The 16,693-nt window shown below is 66.2% G+C and carries 12 protein-coding genes; 3 read left to right on the top strand and 9 right to left on the bottom strand.

The window, feature by feature from the left end:
• Positions 1-18: 18 nt before the first annotated feature.
• The 3 genes from ACSQ3O_RS08190 to ACSQ3O_RS08180 form a co-directional block, all read right to left on the bottom strand.
• Positions 19-702, bottom strand: a complete 684-nt coding sequence (locus ACSQ3O_RS08190; protein ID WP_436138475.1) for a GNAT family N-acetyltransferase — start codon at positions 700-702, stop codon at positions 19-21.
• On the bottom strand, positions 699-1,259 hold the full coding sequence (locus ACSQ3O_RS08185; protein WP_436138474.1) for a MarR family winged helix-turn-helix transcriptional regulator: 561 nt from the start codon (positions 1,257-1,259) through the stop codon (positions 699-701). The genes ACSQ3O_RS08190 and ACSQ3O_RS08185 overlap by 4 nt, the downstream gene beginning before the upstream one ends.
• Before the next feature lie 238 nt (positions 1,260-1,497).
• The gene (locus ACSQ3O_RS08180) at positions 1,498-2,934 is read right to left on the bottom strand and encodes an NAD-dependent succinate-semialdehyde dehydrogenase (RefSeq protein ID WP_436138473.1); all 1,437 of its coding nucleotides are present in this window, start codon (positions 2,932-2,934) and stop codon (positions 1,498-1,500) included.
• Between the two features lie 87 nt (positions 2,935-3,021).
• Here ACSQ3O_RS08180 and ACSQ3O_RS08175 point away from each other — a divergent pair, with 87 nt between their 5' ends.
• Entirely contained in the window at positions 3,022-4,194 is a 1,173-nt protein-coding gene (locus ACSQ3O_RS08175) for a pyridoxal phosphate-dependent aminotransferase (RefSeq protein ID WP_436138472.1), read from the top strand.
• Between the two features lie 895 nt (positions 4,195-5,089).
• On the opposite strand, the gene ACSQ3O_RS08170 is transcribed toward ACSQ3O_RS08175, so the two are convergent.
• The 4 genes from ACSQ3O_RS08170 to ACSQ3O_RS08155 all read right to left on the bottom strand — a co-directional run bounded on the left by ACSQ3O_RS08170 (position 5,090) and on the right by ACSQ3O_RS08155 (position 12,570).
• Positions 5,090-6,586 (bottom strand): efflux transporter outer membrane subunit, encoded by a 1,497-nt coding sequence (locus tag ACSQ3O_RS08170; RefSeq protein WP_436138471.1) that lies wholly within the window; start codon positions 6,584-6,586, stop codon positions 5,090-5,092.
• A 100-nt stretch (positions 6,587-6,686) separates the two neighbouring features.
• Positions 6,687-9,920, bottom strand: a complete 3,234-nt coding sequence (locus ACSQ3O_RS08165) for an efflux RND transporter permease subunit (RefSeq protein ID WP_436138470.1) — start codon at positions 9,918-9,920, stop codon at positions 6,687-6,689.
• Between the two features lie 34 nt (positions 9,921-9,954).
• A complete protein-coding gene (locus ACSQ3O_RS08160; RefSeq protein WP_436141092.1) occupies positions 9,955-11,208 on the bottom strand; it encodes an efflux RND transporter periplasmic adaptor subunit in 1,254 nt (417 codons plus the stop codon).
• Between the two features lie 480 nt (positions 11,209-11,688).
• Complete coding sequence (locus ACSQ3O_RS08155) at positions 11,689-12,570, bottom strand: alpha/beta hydrolase (protein ID WP_137746338.1); 882 nt, start codon at positions 12,568-12,570, stop codon at positions 11,689-11,691.
• A 192-nt stretch (positions 12,571-12,762) separates the two neighbouring features.
• On the opposite strand from ACSQ3O_RS08155, the gene ACSQ3O_RS08150 reads away from it, so the two are divergent.
• Both ACSQ3O_RS08150 and ACSQ3O_RS08145 read left to right on the top strand, forming a co-directional pair.
• On the top strand, positions 12,763-13,680 hold the full coding sequence (locus ACSQ3O_RS08150; RefSeq protein ID WP_137746337.1) for a LysR family transcriptional regulator: 918 nt from the start codon (positions 12,763-12,765) through the stop codon (positions 13,678-13,680).
• Between the two features lie 154 nt (positions 13,681-13,834).
• A complete protein-coding gene (locus ACSQ3O_RS08145) occupies positions 13,835-14,116 on the top strand; it encodes a VF530 family DNA-binding protein (RefSeq protein WP_436138469.1) in 282 nt (93 codons plus the stop codon).
• Positions 14,117-14,156: 40 nt separating this feature from the next.
• Here the strand turns inward: ACSQ3O_RS08145 and ACSQ3O_RS08140 are convergent, their stop codons facing one another.
• Both ACSQ3O_RS08140 and ACSQ3O_RS08135 read right to left on the bottom strand, forming a co-directional pair.
• Positions 14,157-15,116, bottom strand: coding sequence for an alpha-E domain-containing protein (locus ACSQ3O_RS08140; RefSeq protein ID WP_137746335.1), 960 nt, complete (start codon positions 15,114-15,116; stop codon positions 14,157-14,159).
• A 2-nt stretch (positions 15,117-15,118) separates the two neighbouring features.
• Positions 15,119-16,642 carry a circularly permuted type 2 ATP-grasp protein gene (locus ACSQ3O_RS08135; RefSeq protein WP_436138468.1) on the bottom strand — a complete coding sequence of 508 codons (1,524 nt, stop codon included), beginning with the start codon at positions 16,640-16,642 and terminating at the stop codon, positions 15,119-15,121.
• Positions 16,643-16,693: the final 51 nt, after the last annotated feature.

Here is a 16,693-nt window from a genome sequence, read left to right as displayed (position 1 = left end):
TGCTGGCCTGCGCTGCCCTCACCGCCCCAGCACCACCACATGCACCCCGGTGCGAATGCGAAACCCCAGGCTTTCATACAAGGCAATCGCCGCGGCGTTCGTCGTCCAAGCGTGCAGAAACGCCTGGTCGCCCCGCTGCTGGATGGCGTGCGCCACCACGGATGACAGCCTGCGTGCAAAGCCGTGGCCGCGAAAGTCGGGGTGGGTGCACACACCACTCACCTCGGTGCCGCCCGCAAAGCGCATGCGCTCACCTGCCATGGCCGCCAGCCGGCCGCCCACGCGGATGCCAATGAAGCGGCCCATGGTGTGGGTACGGGGCAGAAACGGGCCGGGCTCTGTCAGTTGCGCCAGCGCCAGCATCTCGGCGGCATCGGCGTTGCCCAGTTCCACGATGTCTTCCTTGCCGGGCTCTGGCGCAATCGGCTGGGTGGCCAGCATCTGCACGCCCTCGGCGCGGCGCAGGGCCTGAAGGCCAAGGGGCACCGGCGCGGGCTGGGCTTGCAGCACAAACACGGTCTCGCCGTCGGCCACCAAAGGGGCCAGGGCCGCCACGCTGGCGTCGTCGCTGTCATCCCGGGCAGATGCAAACAGGTTGACATCGCGCCGGTAGCGCCGTGCCAGATCGCCGCCTTCAGCAAGGGCGGGCGCATGGGCCAGCGATGCCCAGACGGGCCGGTCAAAGGGGTTGGGGGTGGTCATCGTGGGGGCTCCTGGGTCTTTTTTGCCGATGTGCGGCGGGCGGGGGTTTTGCGCTGGCGTGGAGATGGCTCACCCGCGATGACGGCCGCCGAGCGTTGCAGCAACGAGGTGCGTTGCAGACCGACCTCCAGCGCCGCGAGCTGTTGCAGCAAGGGGCCTTCGAGTGACGCACATACCTGGGCCACCGAGGCCTCGATCACGGGCCAGACCTCGCGCTGGGCGCGCTGGACCAAAGCCTGCCCCTCAGGGCTGAGCGCCACACGGCGCACACGCCGGTCGCCCTCCACCACTTCGGACACCACCAGGCCACTCTCTTCCAACCCCTTGAGAGAACGCGTGACCACGGGCTGGCTCACGCCCACGGCCTGGCTCAACTCGCCCACACCCAGCGGGCCATGCCAGTCCAGCGCCGCTAGCAGCGGGAAGTGCGCCGCAGGCATGCCGATGCCGTGCTCGGTCAGCAGCGCCTGGGTTTGCGCCTGCAGTGCCTCGCCGATGCGCTTGAAGCGCGTACCGAGGGTGAGAAATCCCAGTTCCTTGACGATGTCTTCGATCATGTTGAATCACCTAGATATATATCATGATATGTTTTTAGAGAACGCCGTCAACCCATTTCTTCAGGCACACCCGAGCGCACCTTGTCGTGCTGAAGCAGCCCACGCATACCGCTGAAAAGCACAAAGAGCCTGCGGGCAGCCTCGCGGGAAATTCCCGGGAGACCACCCGCAGGCTCTTCTGTGCACCTTTGCCGTCGGGCAGCGCGCACCCCGGCGCACTGCCCGACGGCGCTTTGACTTACAGGTTCATGATCGACACCAGGCGCGTGTTCATGTGCGCCTCGATGGCTTCGGGGCCGCCTTCAGAGCCGTAGCCCGAATCCTTCAGGCCGCCAAACGGCAGCTCTGCGGCCGGAGCCGCCGCCTGGTTGATCCAGAGCATGCCCACTTCCAGCCGCTGGGCCAGCAGGTGCGCGTTCTTGAGCGACGTGGTGAAGGCATAGCCTGCCAGGCCAAACGGCAGGCGGTTGGCTTCGGCAATGGCGTCTTCGATCTTCTCGAAACCGCGCACGGCGGCCACGGGGCCAAAGGGCTCTTCGTTGACGATGCGGGCCGAGAGGGGCACATCGTTCAGCACGGTGGGGGCAAAGAAGTTGCCTTCGCTACCAATGCGCTCGCCACCGGCCAGCACCTTGGCACCTTGCTGCACCGCGTCGGCCAGCAGGTCGGCCATGGCGGTGATGCGGCGCGGGTTGGCCAGCGGGCCCATCTGCGTGCCTGCCGTGAGGCCGTCGCCGACCTTCAGGCCCTGGGCGTACTTGGCAAACGCGGCCACAAAGTCGGCGCGGATGCTTTCGTGCACCAGGTAGCGTGTTGGCGAGATGCAGACCTGGCCCGCGTTGCGGAACTTGGCGCCGCTGCCGATCTTGATGGCCAGTTCCAGGTCGGCGTCTTCCGCCACGATCACCGGCGCGTGGCCGCCCAGTTCCATCGTCACACGCTTCATGTGCTTGCCCGCCAGCGCGGCCAACTGCTTGCCCACAGGCGTGGAGCCCGTGAACGTGACCTTGCGGATGATGGGGTGCGGGATCAGGTAGCTGGAGATTTCAGCCGGGTCGCCATAGACCAGGCCCACGGTGCCCACCGGCACGCCCGCATCAGCAAACGCACGGATCAGCTCGGCCGGGCTGGCGGGGGTTTCCTCCGGTGCCTTGACCAGGATGGAGCAACCTGCGGCCAGCGCGGCGGCGAGCTTGCGCACGACCTGGTTGATGGGAAAGTTCCAGGGGGTGAAGGCAGCCACCGGGCCCACGGGGTCTTTCAGCACCATCTGCGTGGCCTTGAGGTTGCGCGATGGCACGATGCGGCCATACACACGCAGCGACTCATCGGCAAACCATTCGATGATGTCGGCAGACGCCATGGTCTCGACCTTGGCCTCGGCCAGGGGCTTGCCCTGCTCTTGCACCATGATGGCGGCTATTGATTCGGCACGTTCGCGCATCAGGGCCGCAGCACGGCGCATGGTCTTGGCACGCTCGGCAGCGGGAATGTCGCGCCAAGCTTCAAAGCCCTTTTGTGCGGCGTCCAGTGCGCGGTCCAGATCGACCTTGGTGGCATGGGCCACACGGCCGATTTCTTTGCCCGTGGCGGGGTTGAACACGGCAAGGGTCTTGCCTTCGGCGGCGTCTTGCCACTGGCCTGCGATGAAGAGCTGGGTGTTGGGATAGGTCATGAGCGTTGGTTGGTCAGCCAATGTGGTGAAAAATCGAAAAAACGACTATACGCCTGCGATGATGACTGTGTTGTTCAAGGAGATTGCATGCGAGAAGTAGTCCAAAGCCTCGAAGAGTCGCGCATCCGCGAAGTGGCCAACGAGGGCCTGGGGCGCAGCGATGTGCTCAAGTTCTGGTTTGGCGAGAGTGACGAGGTGACGCCCGATTTCATCCGGGACGCGGCCATTGCGTCGCTACAAAAGGGCGAAACCTTCTACGCCCACAACCTGGGCCTGCCCGAGCTGCGCCACGCGATTGCGGGCTACATGCATGGCCTGCACCCACAGCAGCACACCGATGCGTGGTTCGACCGGATTGCAGTCACATCCGGCGGCGTGAACGGCCTGATGGTGGCCGTGCAGGCCTTGGTGGACGCGGGCGACGAGGTGGTGCTGGTGACGCCCGTGTGGCCCAACCTGGTGGCGCAGCCGCGCATTCTGGGCGCACAGGTGCGCACGGTGCCGCTGGTGGCCGACGCACAGGGCGCTTGGCGCCTGGACATGGACGCACTGCTCGGTGCCATCACGCCCACCACGCGCCTGCTGGTCGTCAACGCCCCCAACAACCCCACGGGCTGGACGCTGACGCGTGAGGAGCAAGCCACCATCCTGGCGCACTGCCGCCGCACGGGCACGTGGATTTTGGCGGACGAGGTGTATGAGCGGCTGTACTACGCAGGCGACACGGCCAACGGCGCCGCCCCCAGCTTTCTGGACGTGGCCGAGCCCGAGGACCGCTTGGTGGTGACGCACAGCTTTTCCAAGAGTTTTCTGATGACCGGCTGGCGACTGGGCTGGCTGGTGCTGCCGCCATCGCTGACGCCAGCGGTGGCCAAGCTGATCGAGTTCAACACCTCGTGCGCGCCGGTGTTTGTGCAGCGCGGGGCTACGGTGGCGCTGCAGCGCACCCATGAAGTGACGCCTGCGCTGGTGGCGCATCTGAAGACCTGCCGGGATACGCTGGTGCCGTTGCTGGCGGATGTGCCGGGGGTGTCGGTGGCCACGCCGCGTGGGGGGATGTATGCGTTCTTCCACATTGACGGGCATGACGACTGCCTGACGCTGGCCAAGCGGCTGGTGCGGGAGGCGGGGTTGGGGTTGGCGCCGGGCAGCGCGTTTGGGGGGGAGGCGTCGGGGTGGTTGCGGTGGTGTTTTGCGAGTCGGGATGTGGGGAGGTTGGAGGAAGGGGTGGGGAGGTTGAGGGGGTGGTTGGAGGGGTGACGGAGAGTTGCTCTTTGAGCCTTTTTTACCGTCACCGCCTGCTAGATAAGCGCTATTAGCTATTATTTTTATAGCCAACTATCGCTCTGCTCGGTCGGGCTGAGCCTGTCGGGGCCAGTTTGTAGATTGGGCTGCATGCTCGGGTTGAGGGCGGAGGCCGGGGTGTGCGCCCGGCGGCGCAGTGGCTTTCTTTTGCTTCGCCAAAAGAAAGTCACCAAAGAAAAGGCGACCCTACAGGCTGCGTCCCTTCGCTTCGCTGCGGGCAACCTGCGGTGCTCGCGTCCAGCGGGGTCTCGCTCCAACTCGCTTCGTTTCACTGCGCTCAGACAATCGCGAGCCCTGATCCGCTGGCCGCTGCGCTCCTCGGCGCATCCTGAAGGGAACCCGGGGTGCGGACATCCACACGGGCCTTTGCTTCGCTCGGCCCCGCCTGCGCAGCGCTTGCGCTCGCGAAATCGGGCCGAGCGAAGCAATGGCCCGCGTGGCTGTTCGGCTGTTTGGATGTTCGGCTGCCCACCCCCTGCTGGCTGCGCCTGCGGCGGGGCGGTTGCGGGGTGAGCATGGGCGTCGAAGCGCCCATGCTTCGTGCTCTGACTCGCCGTGGCTGTCCGAGCGGCGCGCGCAGCGCAAAGCGAGTTCCACGGCGCACCCCGCAACCGACACGACGCAGGTTTGCCCCGGAGCGAAGCGCAGGGGTCGCAGACTGGGGGTCGCCTTTTCTTTGCTTACTTTCTTTTGGCGAAGCAAAAGAAAGTGAGTCGCCCGCCGGGGCGACAACCCGGCTCCCGCCCTCAGCAAAGGCATGCGGCTACATCAGCACACCTAACCAAGCGCTACAAAATCAATAGCTATCAGCGCTTACCCTCCTGGCGCCAGCAGCCAAAACCTCTCAAAACTACTGCGACACAGCAGCCATCTTCACCGCAGGCTGATCCCCCCACCCTCCCCCGAGCGCCCGAATCAACCCCACCGTCGCCACATACTGCGCCGTCCGCACCTGCAACTCCTGCCGCCGATTGCGCAACTCGCTGCGCCGCGCGTCCAGCAACTCCAGCTGGCTCACCAGCCCATTGCGATACCGCACATCCGACAACTGCGTCGCCCGCCGCGCGGCCGTCACCGCCCGCCCCTGCGCCTCGGCCTGGCCGGACAATAGACGCAGCGAGGTCAGCTGGTCCTCCACGTCACGGAACGCATTGAGCACCTGCCCCCGGTGGTCCGCCAGCGCAGCCTCCAGGCGCGCCTTGGCGCCCTCAATCTGCGCATCGCGCTGGCCGCCATCAAAGATCGGCATCGACAGCAGCGCACTCACCCCCCAGGCGCGGGCCGACCACTTGAACAGATCGCCCAGCTCGGGCGACGCATGCCCCGCATTGCCGGTGAGCGTGACCGCCGGGAACCAAGCCTTCTGCGCCACGCCCACGCGCGCTTGCGCGGCCAGCACGGCGGCTTGTGCGGCCGACACATCGGGCCGGCGCGCCAGTACCGTGCCGGGCACGCCCGGTGGGATCACGGGCAACGCAGCATCGCCCGTCGCGGGTGGCAGCACAAAGCCGCTGGCCACCTCGCCCGCCAGCACGGCCAGCGCGTTGATGAGCAGGGCCTGCTGGCGCTGCAAGGCCAGGGCATCGGACTCGGTAGCGGCCACCTCGGTCTGCACACGGGCCACATCCAGCTCGGCCACATCGCCTGCCTGCAGGCGGCGCTGCGTCAGGCGCAGGGTGTCCTGGTACGCGACCAGGCTCTCTTGCACCAGCACCTGCTCGGCCTGCACGGCGCGCAGTTGCAGGTACGTTTGCGCCACGTCGGCCTGCACCATCAGGCGCGTGCTTTGCAGCAAGGCTTCGCGCGCATCGGCGTCCAGCCGTGCGGCATCGCTGGTTTGCGACAGGCGGCCGAACAGGTCCAGCTCGTACGAGGCATTGAGCCCCGCCGTGCCCAGCGTGGCAGGTGCTGCGCTGCCGGTGGTGGCAGCGCCCGCCTGGCGCGTTACACCGGCCGATGCGCCCACCTGCACCGAGCGCGCGGCGTCGGCAGAGCGCAGCAGCGTTCGCGCCTCGGCCAGCCGTGCTGCCGCCTGCTGGATGCTGGTGTTGGCCGTGCCCGCGCGCTGCACCAAGTCGGCCAACACCGGGTCTTGAAACCCCAGCCACCACTCGCCGCGCGGCTGTGCCTCGGCGGGGGCGGCCACCGTCCAGGGGGCCGTGGGCAGCGCGTCGCCCCCTGCCGTGAAGCTGGCGGGCACGGGCACACCCGCATGCGGCGCGGGGGCCACGGGCTGGGTCATGCAACCGGCCAGCACCAGGGCGGCGGCCAGGGGAGCCAGCAGGCTGCGCTTGCGCACTGCGAGGGCTCCGTCGGTCGAGTTCTTTGTCAAAAGCAAATCAGTCATGGTTGTTCTCCTGCCCCGGCCGCTGCGCCCGCTGCATTCAGCAGCGCGGAGCACGTGGCGAGGGCCACAAAGATCTTTGTTGTCACCGTGGTCAGAAGCATCACTCGTGCTCCTTGCGCGGCGCAGCCAGCACGGGGTGGGCCGTGCCACCGGTGCCTGGGGCGTGCGAGATGGGTGCCACATGCGCGCCATGCTCCACCAGCGGTCGGTTGCCGGCCAGCTTGCGCAGCAGCACATAGAACACGGGCGTGAGGAACAGGCCGAAGGCCGTCACACCAATCATCCCGGCGAACACCGCCACACCCATGGCGCTGCGCATTTCGGCGCCCGCGCCGGTGGACAGCACCAGGGGCAGCACGCCCATCACAAAGGCCAGCGAGGTCATCAGGATGGGGCGCAGCCGCAGTCGGCTGGCCTCAATGGCGGCCTGTACGGGGGTGCGCCCGGCAAACTCCAGCTCGCGGGCGAACTCCACGATCAGGATCGCGTTCTTGGCCGATAGCCCCACCAGCACGATGAGCCCGATCTGCGTGAACACGTTGTTGTCGCCCTTGGTGAGCCACACGCCCGTCATCGCGGCCAGGATGCCCATGGGCACGATCAGGATGATGGCGATGGGCAGCGTCAGGCTTTCATACTGCGCGGCCAGCACCAGGAACACCAGCAGGATGGCCAGCGGGAACACCAGCACGGCAGAGTTGCCGGCCAGGATTTCCTGGTAGGTCAGCTCGGTCCATTCGAATGTGATGCCCTGGGGCAGCGTCTCCTTGGCGATGCGCTCGATGGCCGCCTGGGCCTGGCCCGAAGAGAAGCCGGGCGCGGGGCCACCGTTCACGTCAGCCGCCAGGTACCCGTTGTAGCGCATGGCGCGCTCGGGGCCGAAGCTCGGCTCCATCTTCATCAGGGCCGACAGCGGCACCATCTCGCCGGTGCTGGAACGCACCTTGAGCAAGCCCACGTCTTCGGCCCGCGCACGGTAGGCTGCATCGGCCTGCACGCGCACGCTGTAGGTGCGGCCAAACTGGTTGAAGTCGTTGGCGTAGAGGCTGCCCAGGTAGATCTGCAGCGTGTCGAAGATGTCCGTCACCGGCACACCCAGCTGGCGCGCCTTGGTGCGGTCGATGTTGGCGTACAGCTGCGGCACGTTGACCTGCCAGCTCGTGAACATGCCCGCCAGTTCGGGCGTCTGGTAGGCCTTGCCCATGAAGGCCTTCACGGCGTTGTCCATGGCTTCGTAACCCAGCGAGGCGCGGTCTTCGATCTGCAGCTTGAAACCGCCGGTGGTGCCCAGGCCCGCCACGGGGGGCGGCGGGAACATGGCGATGAACGCGTCCTGGATGCTGCCGAAGGCCTGGTTCAGCTGGCCCGCCACGGCGCCGCCGCTCTGGTCGGCGCGGGTGCGCTCGGCAAAGGGCTTGAGCGTGGCGAACACGATGCCGGAGTTTGAGCTGTTGGTGAAGCCGTTGATCGACAGGCCTGGGAAGGCAATCGCGTCTTCGACGTTCGGGTTCTCCTTCATGATTTCGCCCATACGGCGGATCACGTTCTCGGTGCGGTCCAGCGTGGCGCCATCGGGCAGTTGGGCAAAGCCGATCAGGTACTGCTTGTCCTGCGCGGGCACGAAGCCACCGGGCACGATCTTGAACAGGCCCATGGTGGCACCCACCAGTGCGAGGTAGATCACGAACATCAGCGCCTTGCGGCCGATCACACGCTTGACGCCGCCGCTGTACGCCTCGGAGCCACGATGGAACAGGCGGTTGAAGCCACGGAACAAGCCGCCAAACACCTTGTCCATGCCACGCGTGAGCGCGTCCTTGGGCTCGTTGTGGCCCTTGAGCAGCAAGGCGCTCAGCGCTGGCGACAGGGTCAGCGAGTTGATGGCCGAGATGACGGTGGAGATCGCGATCGTCACCGCGAACTGGCGGTAGAACTGGCCCGTGAGCCCGCTGATGAAGGCCAGCGGCACGAACACCGCCACCAGCACCAGCGCGATGGCGATGATGGGGCCGGACACTTCACGCATGGCGCGGTAGGTGGCCTCGCGCGGGGTCAGGCCCGCCTCGATGTTGCGCTCCACGTTCTCCACCACCACGATGGCGTCGTCCACCACGATGCCGATGGCCAGCACCAAGCCGAACAGGCTCAGTGCGTTGATCGAAAAGCCCAGCAGGTGCAGCACCGCGAACGTGCCCACCACCGACACCGGCACTGCCAGCAGCGGAATGATGGAGGCGCGCCAGGTCTGCAGGAACAGGATCACCACCAGCACCACGAGGGCGATGGCTTCCAGCAGCGTGTGGATGACCGACTGAATGGACGCGCGCACGAACTGCGTGGGGTCATACGCAATGCGGTACTCCACGCCTTCGGGCATGTTCTTCTGGATCTCGTCCATGGTCTTGCGCACGTTGGACGAGATATCCAGCGCGTTGGAGCCCGGCGCCTGGAACACGCCCATGCCCACGGCCGGGTCGTTGTTGAGCAGCGAACGCAGCGAGTAGTCGGCCGCGCCCAGCTCCAGCCGGGCAATGTCGCGCAGGCGCGTCACCGCGCCATCAGCACCGGTCTTGACGATGATGTCGCCGAACTCTTCTTCGGTCTGCAAACGGCCCTGTGCGTTGATGGACAGCTGCAGGTCCACGCCGGGCAGACCAGGCGATGCGCCCACCACGCCGGCAGCCGCCTGCACGTTCTGGCCGCGGATGGCCGTGACCACGTCGCTGGCTGACAGACCGCGCTGCGCGACCTTCTGCGGGTCCAGCCACACACGCATGGAGTAGTCGCCACCGCCAAAGATCTGCACCTGACCCACGCCCTGGATGCGCGCGAGGCGGTCCTTCACGTTGAGCACGGCGTAGTTGCGCAGGTAGTCGATGTCGTAGCGGTTGTTGGGCGAGACCAGGTGGACCACCATGGTCAGGTCTGGCGCGCTCTTGACGGTCGTGACGCCCAGGCGGCGCACTTCCTCGGGCAGGCGCGGCTCGGCCTGCGAGACGCGGTTTTGCACCAGCTGCTGGGCCTTGTCGGGGTCGGTGCCGAGCGCAAACGTCACCGTGAGCGTCATCACGCCGTCGGTGGTGGCCTGGCTGCCCATGTAGAGCATGCCTTCCACGCCGTTGATGGATTCCTCCAGCGGCGTGGCCACGGTCTCGGCGATCACCTTGGGGTTGGCGCCGGGGTACTGTGCGCGCACCACCACGGAGGGCGGCGCGACTTCAGGGTATTCGGAGATGGGCAGACCGCGCAATGCGATGAGCCCCCCGAGGAAGATGAGCACCGACAGCACCCCGGCAAAGATGGGGCGGTCGATGAAAAAGCGGGACAGGTTCATGGATGCAAATTCCTTGCGTCGCTGGTTCGCACGCTCAGGCGGCGGGCGACTTGCTGTTGTTCTTGGCTTCCTTGCGATCACCCGCAATCTCGGCCTTGGCGGTCATGGGCACGGGCTGGGGCGCCACCACGGCACCGGGGCGCACGCGCTGCAGGCCGTTGACGACGATGTTCTCGCCCGCCTTCAGGCCCGAGGTGACCACGCGCAGGCCGTCAATCGGCGCGCCCAGGGTGACCTCGCGGTACTCGGCCTTGTTGCCCTCGCCCACCACCATCACGAACTTCTTGTTCTGGTCGGTGCCCACGGCGCGTTCGTTGATCAGCAGCGCCTGGGTGTTGCGGGCCTGGCCCATGCGGACGCGGGCGAACTGGCCGGGGATCAGCGAGCCGTCTTCGTTGTCGAACACGGCGCGCACGCGTACGGTGCCGCTCTTGGCATCGACCTGGTTGTCGATGAGCTGTAGGCGCCCAGCGTAGGGCGTGCCGCCCGTGGTGCCCGTGCCCATCTGCACGGGGATGCGCTCGATGAGCTGGCGGGCGCTCTGGCCCTTGGAGCCGCTTTGCAGGTCCGCCAGCGCCTTCACCACGATCTGCTCGTCGGTGTCAAAACTGGCGTAGATGGGGCTGACCGACACCAGTGTGGTCAGCACGGGGGCGCCCGCACCGGCCGCCACCAGGTTGCCCACAGTGACTTCGATGCGGCCCACACGGCCCGCCACGGGGGCGCGCACCTGGGTGTACGAGAGGTTCAGCTTCGCGGTCTGCAGCGCGGCCTGGGCCGCACGCAGGTTGGCATCGGCCTCGCGCTGGGCGTTCAGGCGTTCGTCATGCTCGCGCTGGGCAATGGCTTTTTCGTCGAGCAGGCGCGTGGCGCGCTCCAGCTCGCTGCGGGTGTACGACACGCGGGCCTGCGCAGCCACCACCTGGGCTTCGGCGCGGTCCACCTCGGCGGCGTAGGGGGCGGGGTCCACGGTCACCAGCAGGTCGCCCTGCTTGACCAAAGAGCCTTCGCGGAAGTGCACAGCCTGCACGGCGCCCGAGACGCGGGGGCGCACATCCACGCGCTGCACGGCTTCGAGGCGGCCAGAAAACTCGTCCCACAGCGAGATGTCTTTTTGCACCACAGCAGCAACCGACACCGGCATGGCGGGGGGCATGGCGCCTTCGCCATTGGCCTTGGCTGTGGGCGCCTGGAAGACAAGGACCAGGGCAGCCACAGCGGCCGTCACGGCGGTGGCGATGGTGGCCAGGCCCAGGGGGCGGTTCTTGGAGAGCGGGTTGGAGTTCATGGTCATTTCAATCAATCGTTGGGGCCTGCCTGGCAGGGCAAGCCAATGAAGGGGTTCTGCGGCACCACCTGCGTCCCTGCAGCGGGAGTGGCAGGGGCCCAGGCAGTGAGCGGAAAAGGCAGTCTCGGCATTGACACAGTGAGAGAGTCAAGCAGCCCAGCCATGTGCCGCTGGCGGGCGCTGGTTGGCGTCAGACAAAGACGCGGCCGTGCCCTGTGCTGTGACAGCCGTGGCTGTGGGCCCGCGAAAAGTGCAGTCTGTTTTTCATGCTGTTATTTCCTCCATATCGTTGACATCAATGGCTCCGCCAGCCGTCCTGCCCTGGAGGGCACGGCTTGCAGAAATGCGCGGGCAAAGCTTCTCCCTCCGGCATGGCGAGCCGGAAAAATCAGCGTGGGAAACCAGGTGGCTGGTGGGAAGGCCGCAGTATCAAACCTCAACCTATGTTGAGGTCAATGACTTTTTACGGCCAGGGTTTTCTCAGGAAGGCACCGGACATCGAGTGGCTTCGAAGAACTGGCGAAACTGGTCCTGCGCCGCAGCGGCACAAGGGCACTCATGCTCGCCCGCCTGCAGCAGGGTGTCGGGCCACTGCGCAGCCTTGGCGAACACATGGCATGTCACCTGCAGGCCTGCGGCATCCAGGCGCGCGGCATAGGCCAAGGCCTCGTCGTGCATGGGGTCGGTGTCGCCCACCAGCACCAGTGTGGGCGGCAAACCGGCCAGACGGTGGGCCCCCGCAGGCACAGCGTAGGGATGTTCGGCATCGCGCGGGCAGCGCAGAAAATTGCGCCAGCCTTCGGTCCACTTGCAACCGGTGGCATCGCCCGTGGCTTCACGCAGCGAGGCCGTGCCAACACAGGGGTCGAGCATGGGCGACAGCAGGATCTGCCCTGCCAGCGGGGGGTGCGACTGGTCGCGCGCCACCAGGCTCACGGCAGCAGCGAGGTTGCCACCCGCTTCTTCACCCGCCAGGTACACCAGTGCCCCCTGGCCGCCGAGCTTGTTGCGGTTGCGGTGCACCCACTTGAGCACGTCATACCCCGTGTCCACGGGCTGCGGAAATGGTGTGAGCGGATACGCCACCGAAACCACCACCGCGCCCGCACCTTCGAGCAGCGAGGCCACGGTGCAGCCGTTGTCCAGATCCCCAGACACAAACGCGCCGCCATGAAAATGGACCACCACCGGGGAGGCTTGACCTGACTTCTTGCGGCCATACATGCGTACGGCCACCTGCTGGCCCTTGGCCACCTCAATGGTGGAATCGGCGCACACGGACTTTGCCGCCCCAGCCGCCTTGGCGGGCGCGGCGGCAGGCTGCGATGGCGAGGATGACGAAGACGGGTGGTCGGGCTGCATGGCAGGTACCCAAGTTAGTAGGTGGAGGGTCGGTTGACGATGGATGAAATGTAGTGGCTTGGGACATTCTGATAAACAGGTCAAACACCACTGCACTGTTTCCAAAAGCTCAACAATCAAACGCTTGCTCGCGTGTGAGAATTCCTCAGCACCCACTGGTGGGTGCTGCAGTTCCAGATTCAAGGAGAAGCCATGGACCAGATACAGGCCATGCGCATATTCGTGCGGGTGGTGGAGGCCGGCACGTTTACCCGGGCAGCGGATTCGCTGAACCTGCCCAAAGCCACAGTGACCAAGCATGTGCAGGCGCTGGAGGAGCGGCTGCGCGTGAAACTGCTCAACCGCACCACCCGCCGCGTGACCGTGACGCCCGACGGTGCTGCCTATTACGACCGCACGGTGCGGCTGCTGACCGACCTGGACGACATCGAGGCCAGCATGACCAACGCGCGCGCCAACCCGCGCGGGCGGCTGCGCATCGACGTGGGCACATCGGTGGCGCAGTTGCTCATCATTCCGCACCTGGCGGAGTTCCATGCCCGCTACCCGGACATCCAGGTGGACCTGGGCGTGAGTGACCGCACGGTGGACCTGATCGGCGACAACGTGGACTGCGTGATCCGGGGGGGCGAGCTGAGCGACCAGTCGCTGGTGGCACGCCGCATTGGCAGCCTGGAGTTCATCACCGTCGCCGCGCCCGCCTACCTGGAGCGCAAGGGCACACCCATGCACCCGCTGGAGATCGAGGAAAAACACGCCAGCGTGATTTACTTTTCGCCCCAAAGCGGGCGGCACTACCCGCTGGAGTTTCGCCGGGGCGATGAATCCATCGACGTCACCGGCCCTTACCAGCTGAGCGTGAACGAGAGCAACGCCTACGTCACCTCCATCGTGGCAGGACTGGGCATCGGCCAGATCACCAGCTGGCAGGCGCAGCGGCATTTCGACGGCGGATCCCTGGTGCGTCTGCTGCCCGAATGGACCCAGCCCCTGCTGCCGGTGTATGTGGTGTACCCGCCCAATCGCCACCTGAGCGCCAAGGTGCGCGCGTTTGTGGACTGGGCGGCCGAACTGTTCCAGCGCGAGGACCATCTGCAACGCAAAGCCTGATTGCCCCTGTGCTGCGTCGCGTTATCTCTCGGAGGATGCCCCCCTGGCCTGGCCAAGCGAGCTCCATGGGGGCTCTGGTGGCATTCACGCCCGTTGCGCAGGACAGGGTAGCCTGGATGAAGTGGGCACGGTTTCAGTCTGTATGCTTGGCGCCATGAGCACCCCAGACACCCCGCCGCCAGCCCCACCCGCCAGCAAGCCCGCCCAGCCGCGCAACCCCCTGCACGGCGTCACCCTCGAAGCCATGGTGGTGGGCCTGGCCGATTACTTTGGCTGGGATGAACTGGGGCGGCAGATTCCCATCCGCTGCTTCCAGATCGACCCCAGCGTAGGCTCCAGCCTCAAGTTCCTGCGCAAGACCCCCTGGGCGCGCGAGAAGGTCGAAAGCCTCTACCTCTTCATGCTGCGGGACCAGCGGCGCAACGCGCAGGAGTGAGCAGCAGCCCCCCTGCACTGCGCCCAGTTCATCGGGCCTTTCAGTCGCCCGAGGTCACCAGAAAATCGCGGCTGATGCCGCCACCCAGGTCGTTCACCCGGTCCAGAAACTGCGTGAGGAACGCATGCAGGCCCGTGGCCAGGATCTCGTCGATGCGGCCGTATTGCAGGTCGGCCAGCAGGCGCCCAGCGCGGCGGCTTGTTTCGACAGACTGGCCGTTGGCCAGCACGGCCAGGTTGTCCACCACTTCGCGCATGCAGGCATGCAGCGAGCGCGGCATGTCGCGGCGCAGGATCAGCAGGTCGGCCACACGGCCCGGCGTGATCACGTCACGGTAGACCTTGCGGTACACCTCGAACGCCGAGACGCTGCGCAGGATGGCGCTCCAGTGGTAGAAGTCGCTCTCCTGGTTGCGCTCGCTGGCGCGGCCAAAAAAATCGTTCTTGACGGCGTGGAACTTCACATCCAGCAGGCGCGCCGTGTTGTCGGCACGCTCCAGGAACGTGCCCATGCGCAGAAAGTGAAACGCCTCGTCCTGCAGCATGGTGCCCAGCACCACACCGCGCGACAGGTGAGAGCGGTACTTCACCCACTCAAAAAACTGGCCCGGGTCGCGCTCGAAGGCGCCGCCCTCCAGCTGCCGGTGCAGTTCCAGCCAGGTCTGGTTCTGTGTCTCCCAGACCTCGGTGGTGAGCGCCCCGCGAACAGCGCGCGCGTTCTCGCGGGCGGCACGCAGGCATGACAGGATGGACGACGGGTTGTTGCCGTCGCGCACCATGAACTCCAGGACCCGCGCGGGGGTCACCTCGCCGTGCCTGGCGGTGTAGGCAGGGATCAGCTCGCTGATGGACAGCAGCCCCTCCCAGCCTTTTTGCGCCACATCGGCGGCCTGGGGCAGCAGGGAGGTCTCGTAGCTGACATTCAGCATTCTTGCCGTGTTCTCCGCCCGCTCGGTGTAGCGGGACATCCAGAACAGGTGGTCTGCGGTGCGGCTCAGCATGTTCAGAAGCTCCCTTGCGTTTGACTTTGCGACTGGCCCTGGGACTGCGACTGCACGGCCTTGGGCTGCGCTGCGGGCGTGCCCTCGCCCAGCACCCAGGTGTCCTTGGTGCCACCGCCCTGCGACGAATTCACCACCAACGAACCTTCCTGCAGCGCCACACGCGTGAGGCCGCCTGCGGCCATCTGCACCTCGCGCCCGCTGAGCACGAAGGGGCGCAGGTCGATGTGGCGCGGGGCGATGCCGCTTTCCACATAGGTGGGGCAGCTGGAGAGGCTGAGCGTGGGCTGGGCGATGTAGCCCGACGGGTTGGCAATCAACGCACGGCGGAAGTCCTCGATCTCGGCCTGCGTGGCGGCAGGACCGATCAGCATGCCGTAGCCACCCGCGCCGTGCACTTCCTTGACCACGAGGTCCTTGAGGTTGGCCAGCACATGCTGCAGGTCGTCCGGCTTGCGGCACATCCAGGTGGGCACGTTTTTCAGGATGGGCTCTTCGCCCAGGTAGAAGCGGATCATCTCGGGCACATAGGGGTAGACCGACTTGTCGTCCGCCACGCCCGTGCCCACGGCATTGCAGATGCCCACATTGCCTGCGCGGTAGGCCTCCATGAGGCCGTAGCAGCCCAGCGTGGAATTGGGGCGGAACACCTGTGGGTCGAGGAAGTCGTCGTCCACGCGGCGGTAGATCACGTCCACCCGCTGCAGGCCGCGCGTGGTGCGCATGTACACAAACTTGTCCTTGACCACGAGGTCCTGTCCTTCGACCAGCTCCACCCCCATCTGCTGGGCCAGGAAGGCGTGCTCGAAGTACGCACTGTTGTGCATGCCGGGCGTGAGCACCACCACCGTGGGCTCATCGGCTGCGGCCGGGGCACTGGCGCGCAGGGTTTCGAGCAGCATGTCGGGGTAATGCGCCACCGGCGCCACCTTGTGCAGGCTGAACAGCTCGGGGAAAAGCCGCATCATCATCTTGCGGTTTTCGAGCATGTAGCTCACGCCGCTGGGCACGCGCAGGTTGTCTTCGAGCACGTAGTACTCGCCGTTGCCCTGGGCGTCCGGCGCGCGCACGATGTCGATGCCTGCAATGTGCGCGTAGATGTTCTGCGGCACATGCAGCCCGGCCATCTCGGGCCGGTACTGGGCATTGTTCAGGATCAGGTCGGCGGGCACGATGCCCGCGCGGATGATGTCCTGGCCGTGGTACACGTCGTGGATGAAGCGGTTGAGGGCGGTGACGCGCTGCACCAGGCCCTGCTGCATGCTGGCCCACTCGTGGGCGGGGATGATGCGGGGGATGAGGTCAAACGGAATCAGCCGTTCGTTGCCTGCGCCACCTTCGTCCTTGGCGCCATAGACGGCGAAGGTGATGCCCACGCGCCGGAAGATCATCTCGGCCTCGGCCCGGCGGGCCTGCATCACGTCAGGGGGCTGTTTGCTCAACCACTGTGCATAGCGCTTGTAGTGTTCCCGCACGTCGCTGCCATCAAACGGCAGCATGGCGTACATCTCGTCAAATTTCTGCATGAACGGGCCTCCTGTGAACAGGATAGCAAGTTGCGCGCCCACCCATTGGGC

It is taken from the genome of Acidovorax sp. LjRoot74 (genome assembly GCF_964254355.1).
GTDB lineage: Bacteria > Pseudomonadota > Gammaproteobacteria > Burkholderiales > Burkholderiaceae_C > Acidovorax.
This window is presented reverse-complemented; position numbering and strand designations above follow the sequence as displayed.

What these genes read in the sequence shown, in the direction of transcription:
- ACSQ3O_RS08150 (WP_137746337.1), top strand. Translation starts at nt 12,763, where the DNA reads ATGGACCAGATACAGGCCATGCGCATATTCGTGCGGGTGGTGGAGGCC.
- ACSQ3O_RS08180 (WP_436138473.1), bottom strand. Translation starts at nt 2,934, where the DNA reads ATGACCTATCCCAACACCCAGCTCTTCATCGCAGGCCAGTGGCAAGAC.
- ACSQ3O_RS08190 (WP_436138475.1), bottom strand. Translation starts at nt 702, where the DNA reads ATGACCACCCCCAACCCCTTTGACCGGCCCGTCTGGGCATCGCTGGCC.
- ACSQ3O_RS08145 (WP_436138469.1), top strand. Translation starts at nt 13,835, where the DNA reads ATGAGCACCCCAGACACCCCGCCGCCAGCCCCACCCGCCAGCAAGCCC.
- ACSQ3O_RS08155 (WP_137746338.1), bottom strand. Translation starts at nt 12,570, where the DNA reads ATGCAGCCCGACCACCCGTCTTCGTCATCCTCGCCATCGCAGCCTGCC.
- ACSQ3O_RS08185 (WP_436138474.1), bottom strand. Translation starts at nt 1,259, where the DNA reads ATGATCGAAGACATCGTCAAGGAACTGGGATTTCTCACCCTCGGTACG.
- ACSQ3O_RS08175 (WP_436138472.1), top strand. Translation starts at nt 3,022, where the DNA reads ATGCGAGAAGTAGTCCAAAGCCTCGAAGAGTCGCGCATCCGCGAAGTG.
- ACSQ3O_RS08170 (WP_436138471.1), bottom strand. Translation starts at nt 6,586, where the DNA reads ATGACTGATTTGCTTTTGACAAAGAACTCGACCGACGGAGCCCTCGCA.
- ACSQ3O_RS08165 (WP_436138470.1), bottom strand. Translation starts at nt 9,920, where the DNA reads ATGAACCTGTCCCGCTTTTTCATCGACCGCCCCATCTTTGCCGGGGTG.
- ACSQ3O_RS08160 (WP_436141092.1), bottom strand. Translation starts at nt 11,208, where the DNA reads ATGAACTCCAACCCGCTCTCCAAGAACCGCCCCCTGGGCCTGGCCACC.
- ACSQ3O_RS08135 (WP_436138468.1), bottom strand. Translation starts at nt 16,642, where the DNA reads ATGCAGAAATTTGACGAGATGTACGCCATGCTGCCGTTTGATGGCAGC.
- ACSQ3O_RS08140 (WP_137746335.1), bottom strand. Translation starts at nt 15,116, where the DNA reads ATGCTGAGCCGCACCGCAGACCACCTGTTCTGGATGTCCCGCTACACC.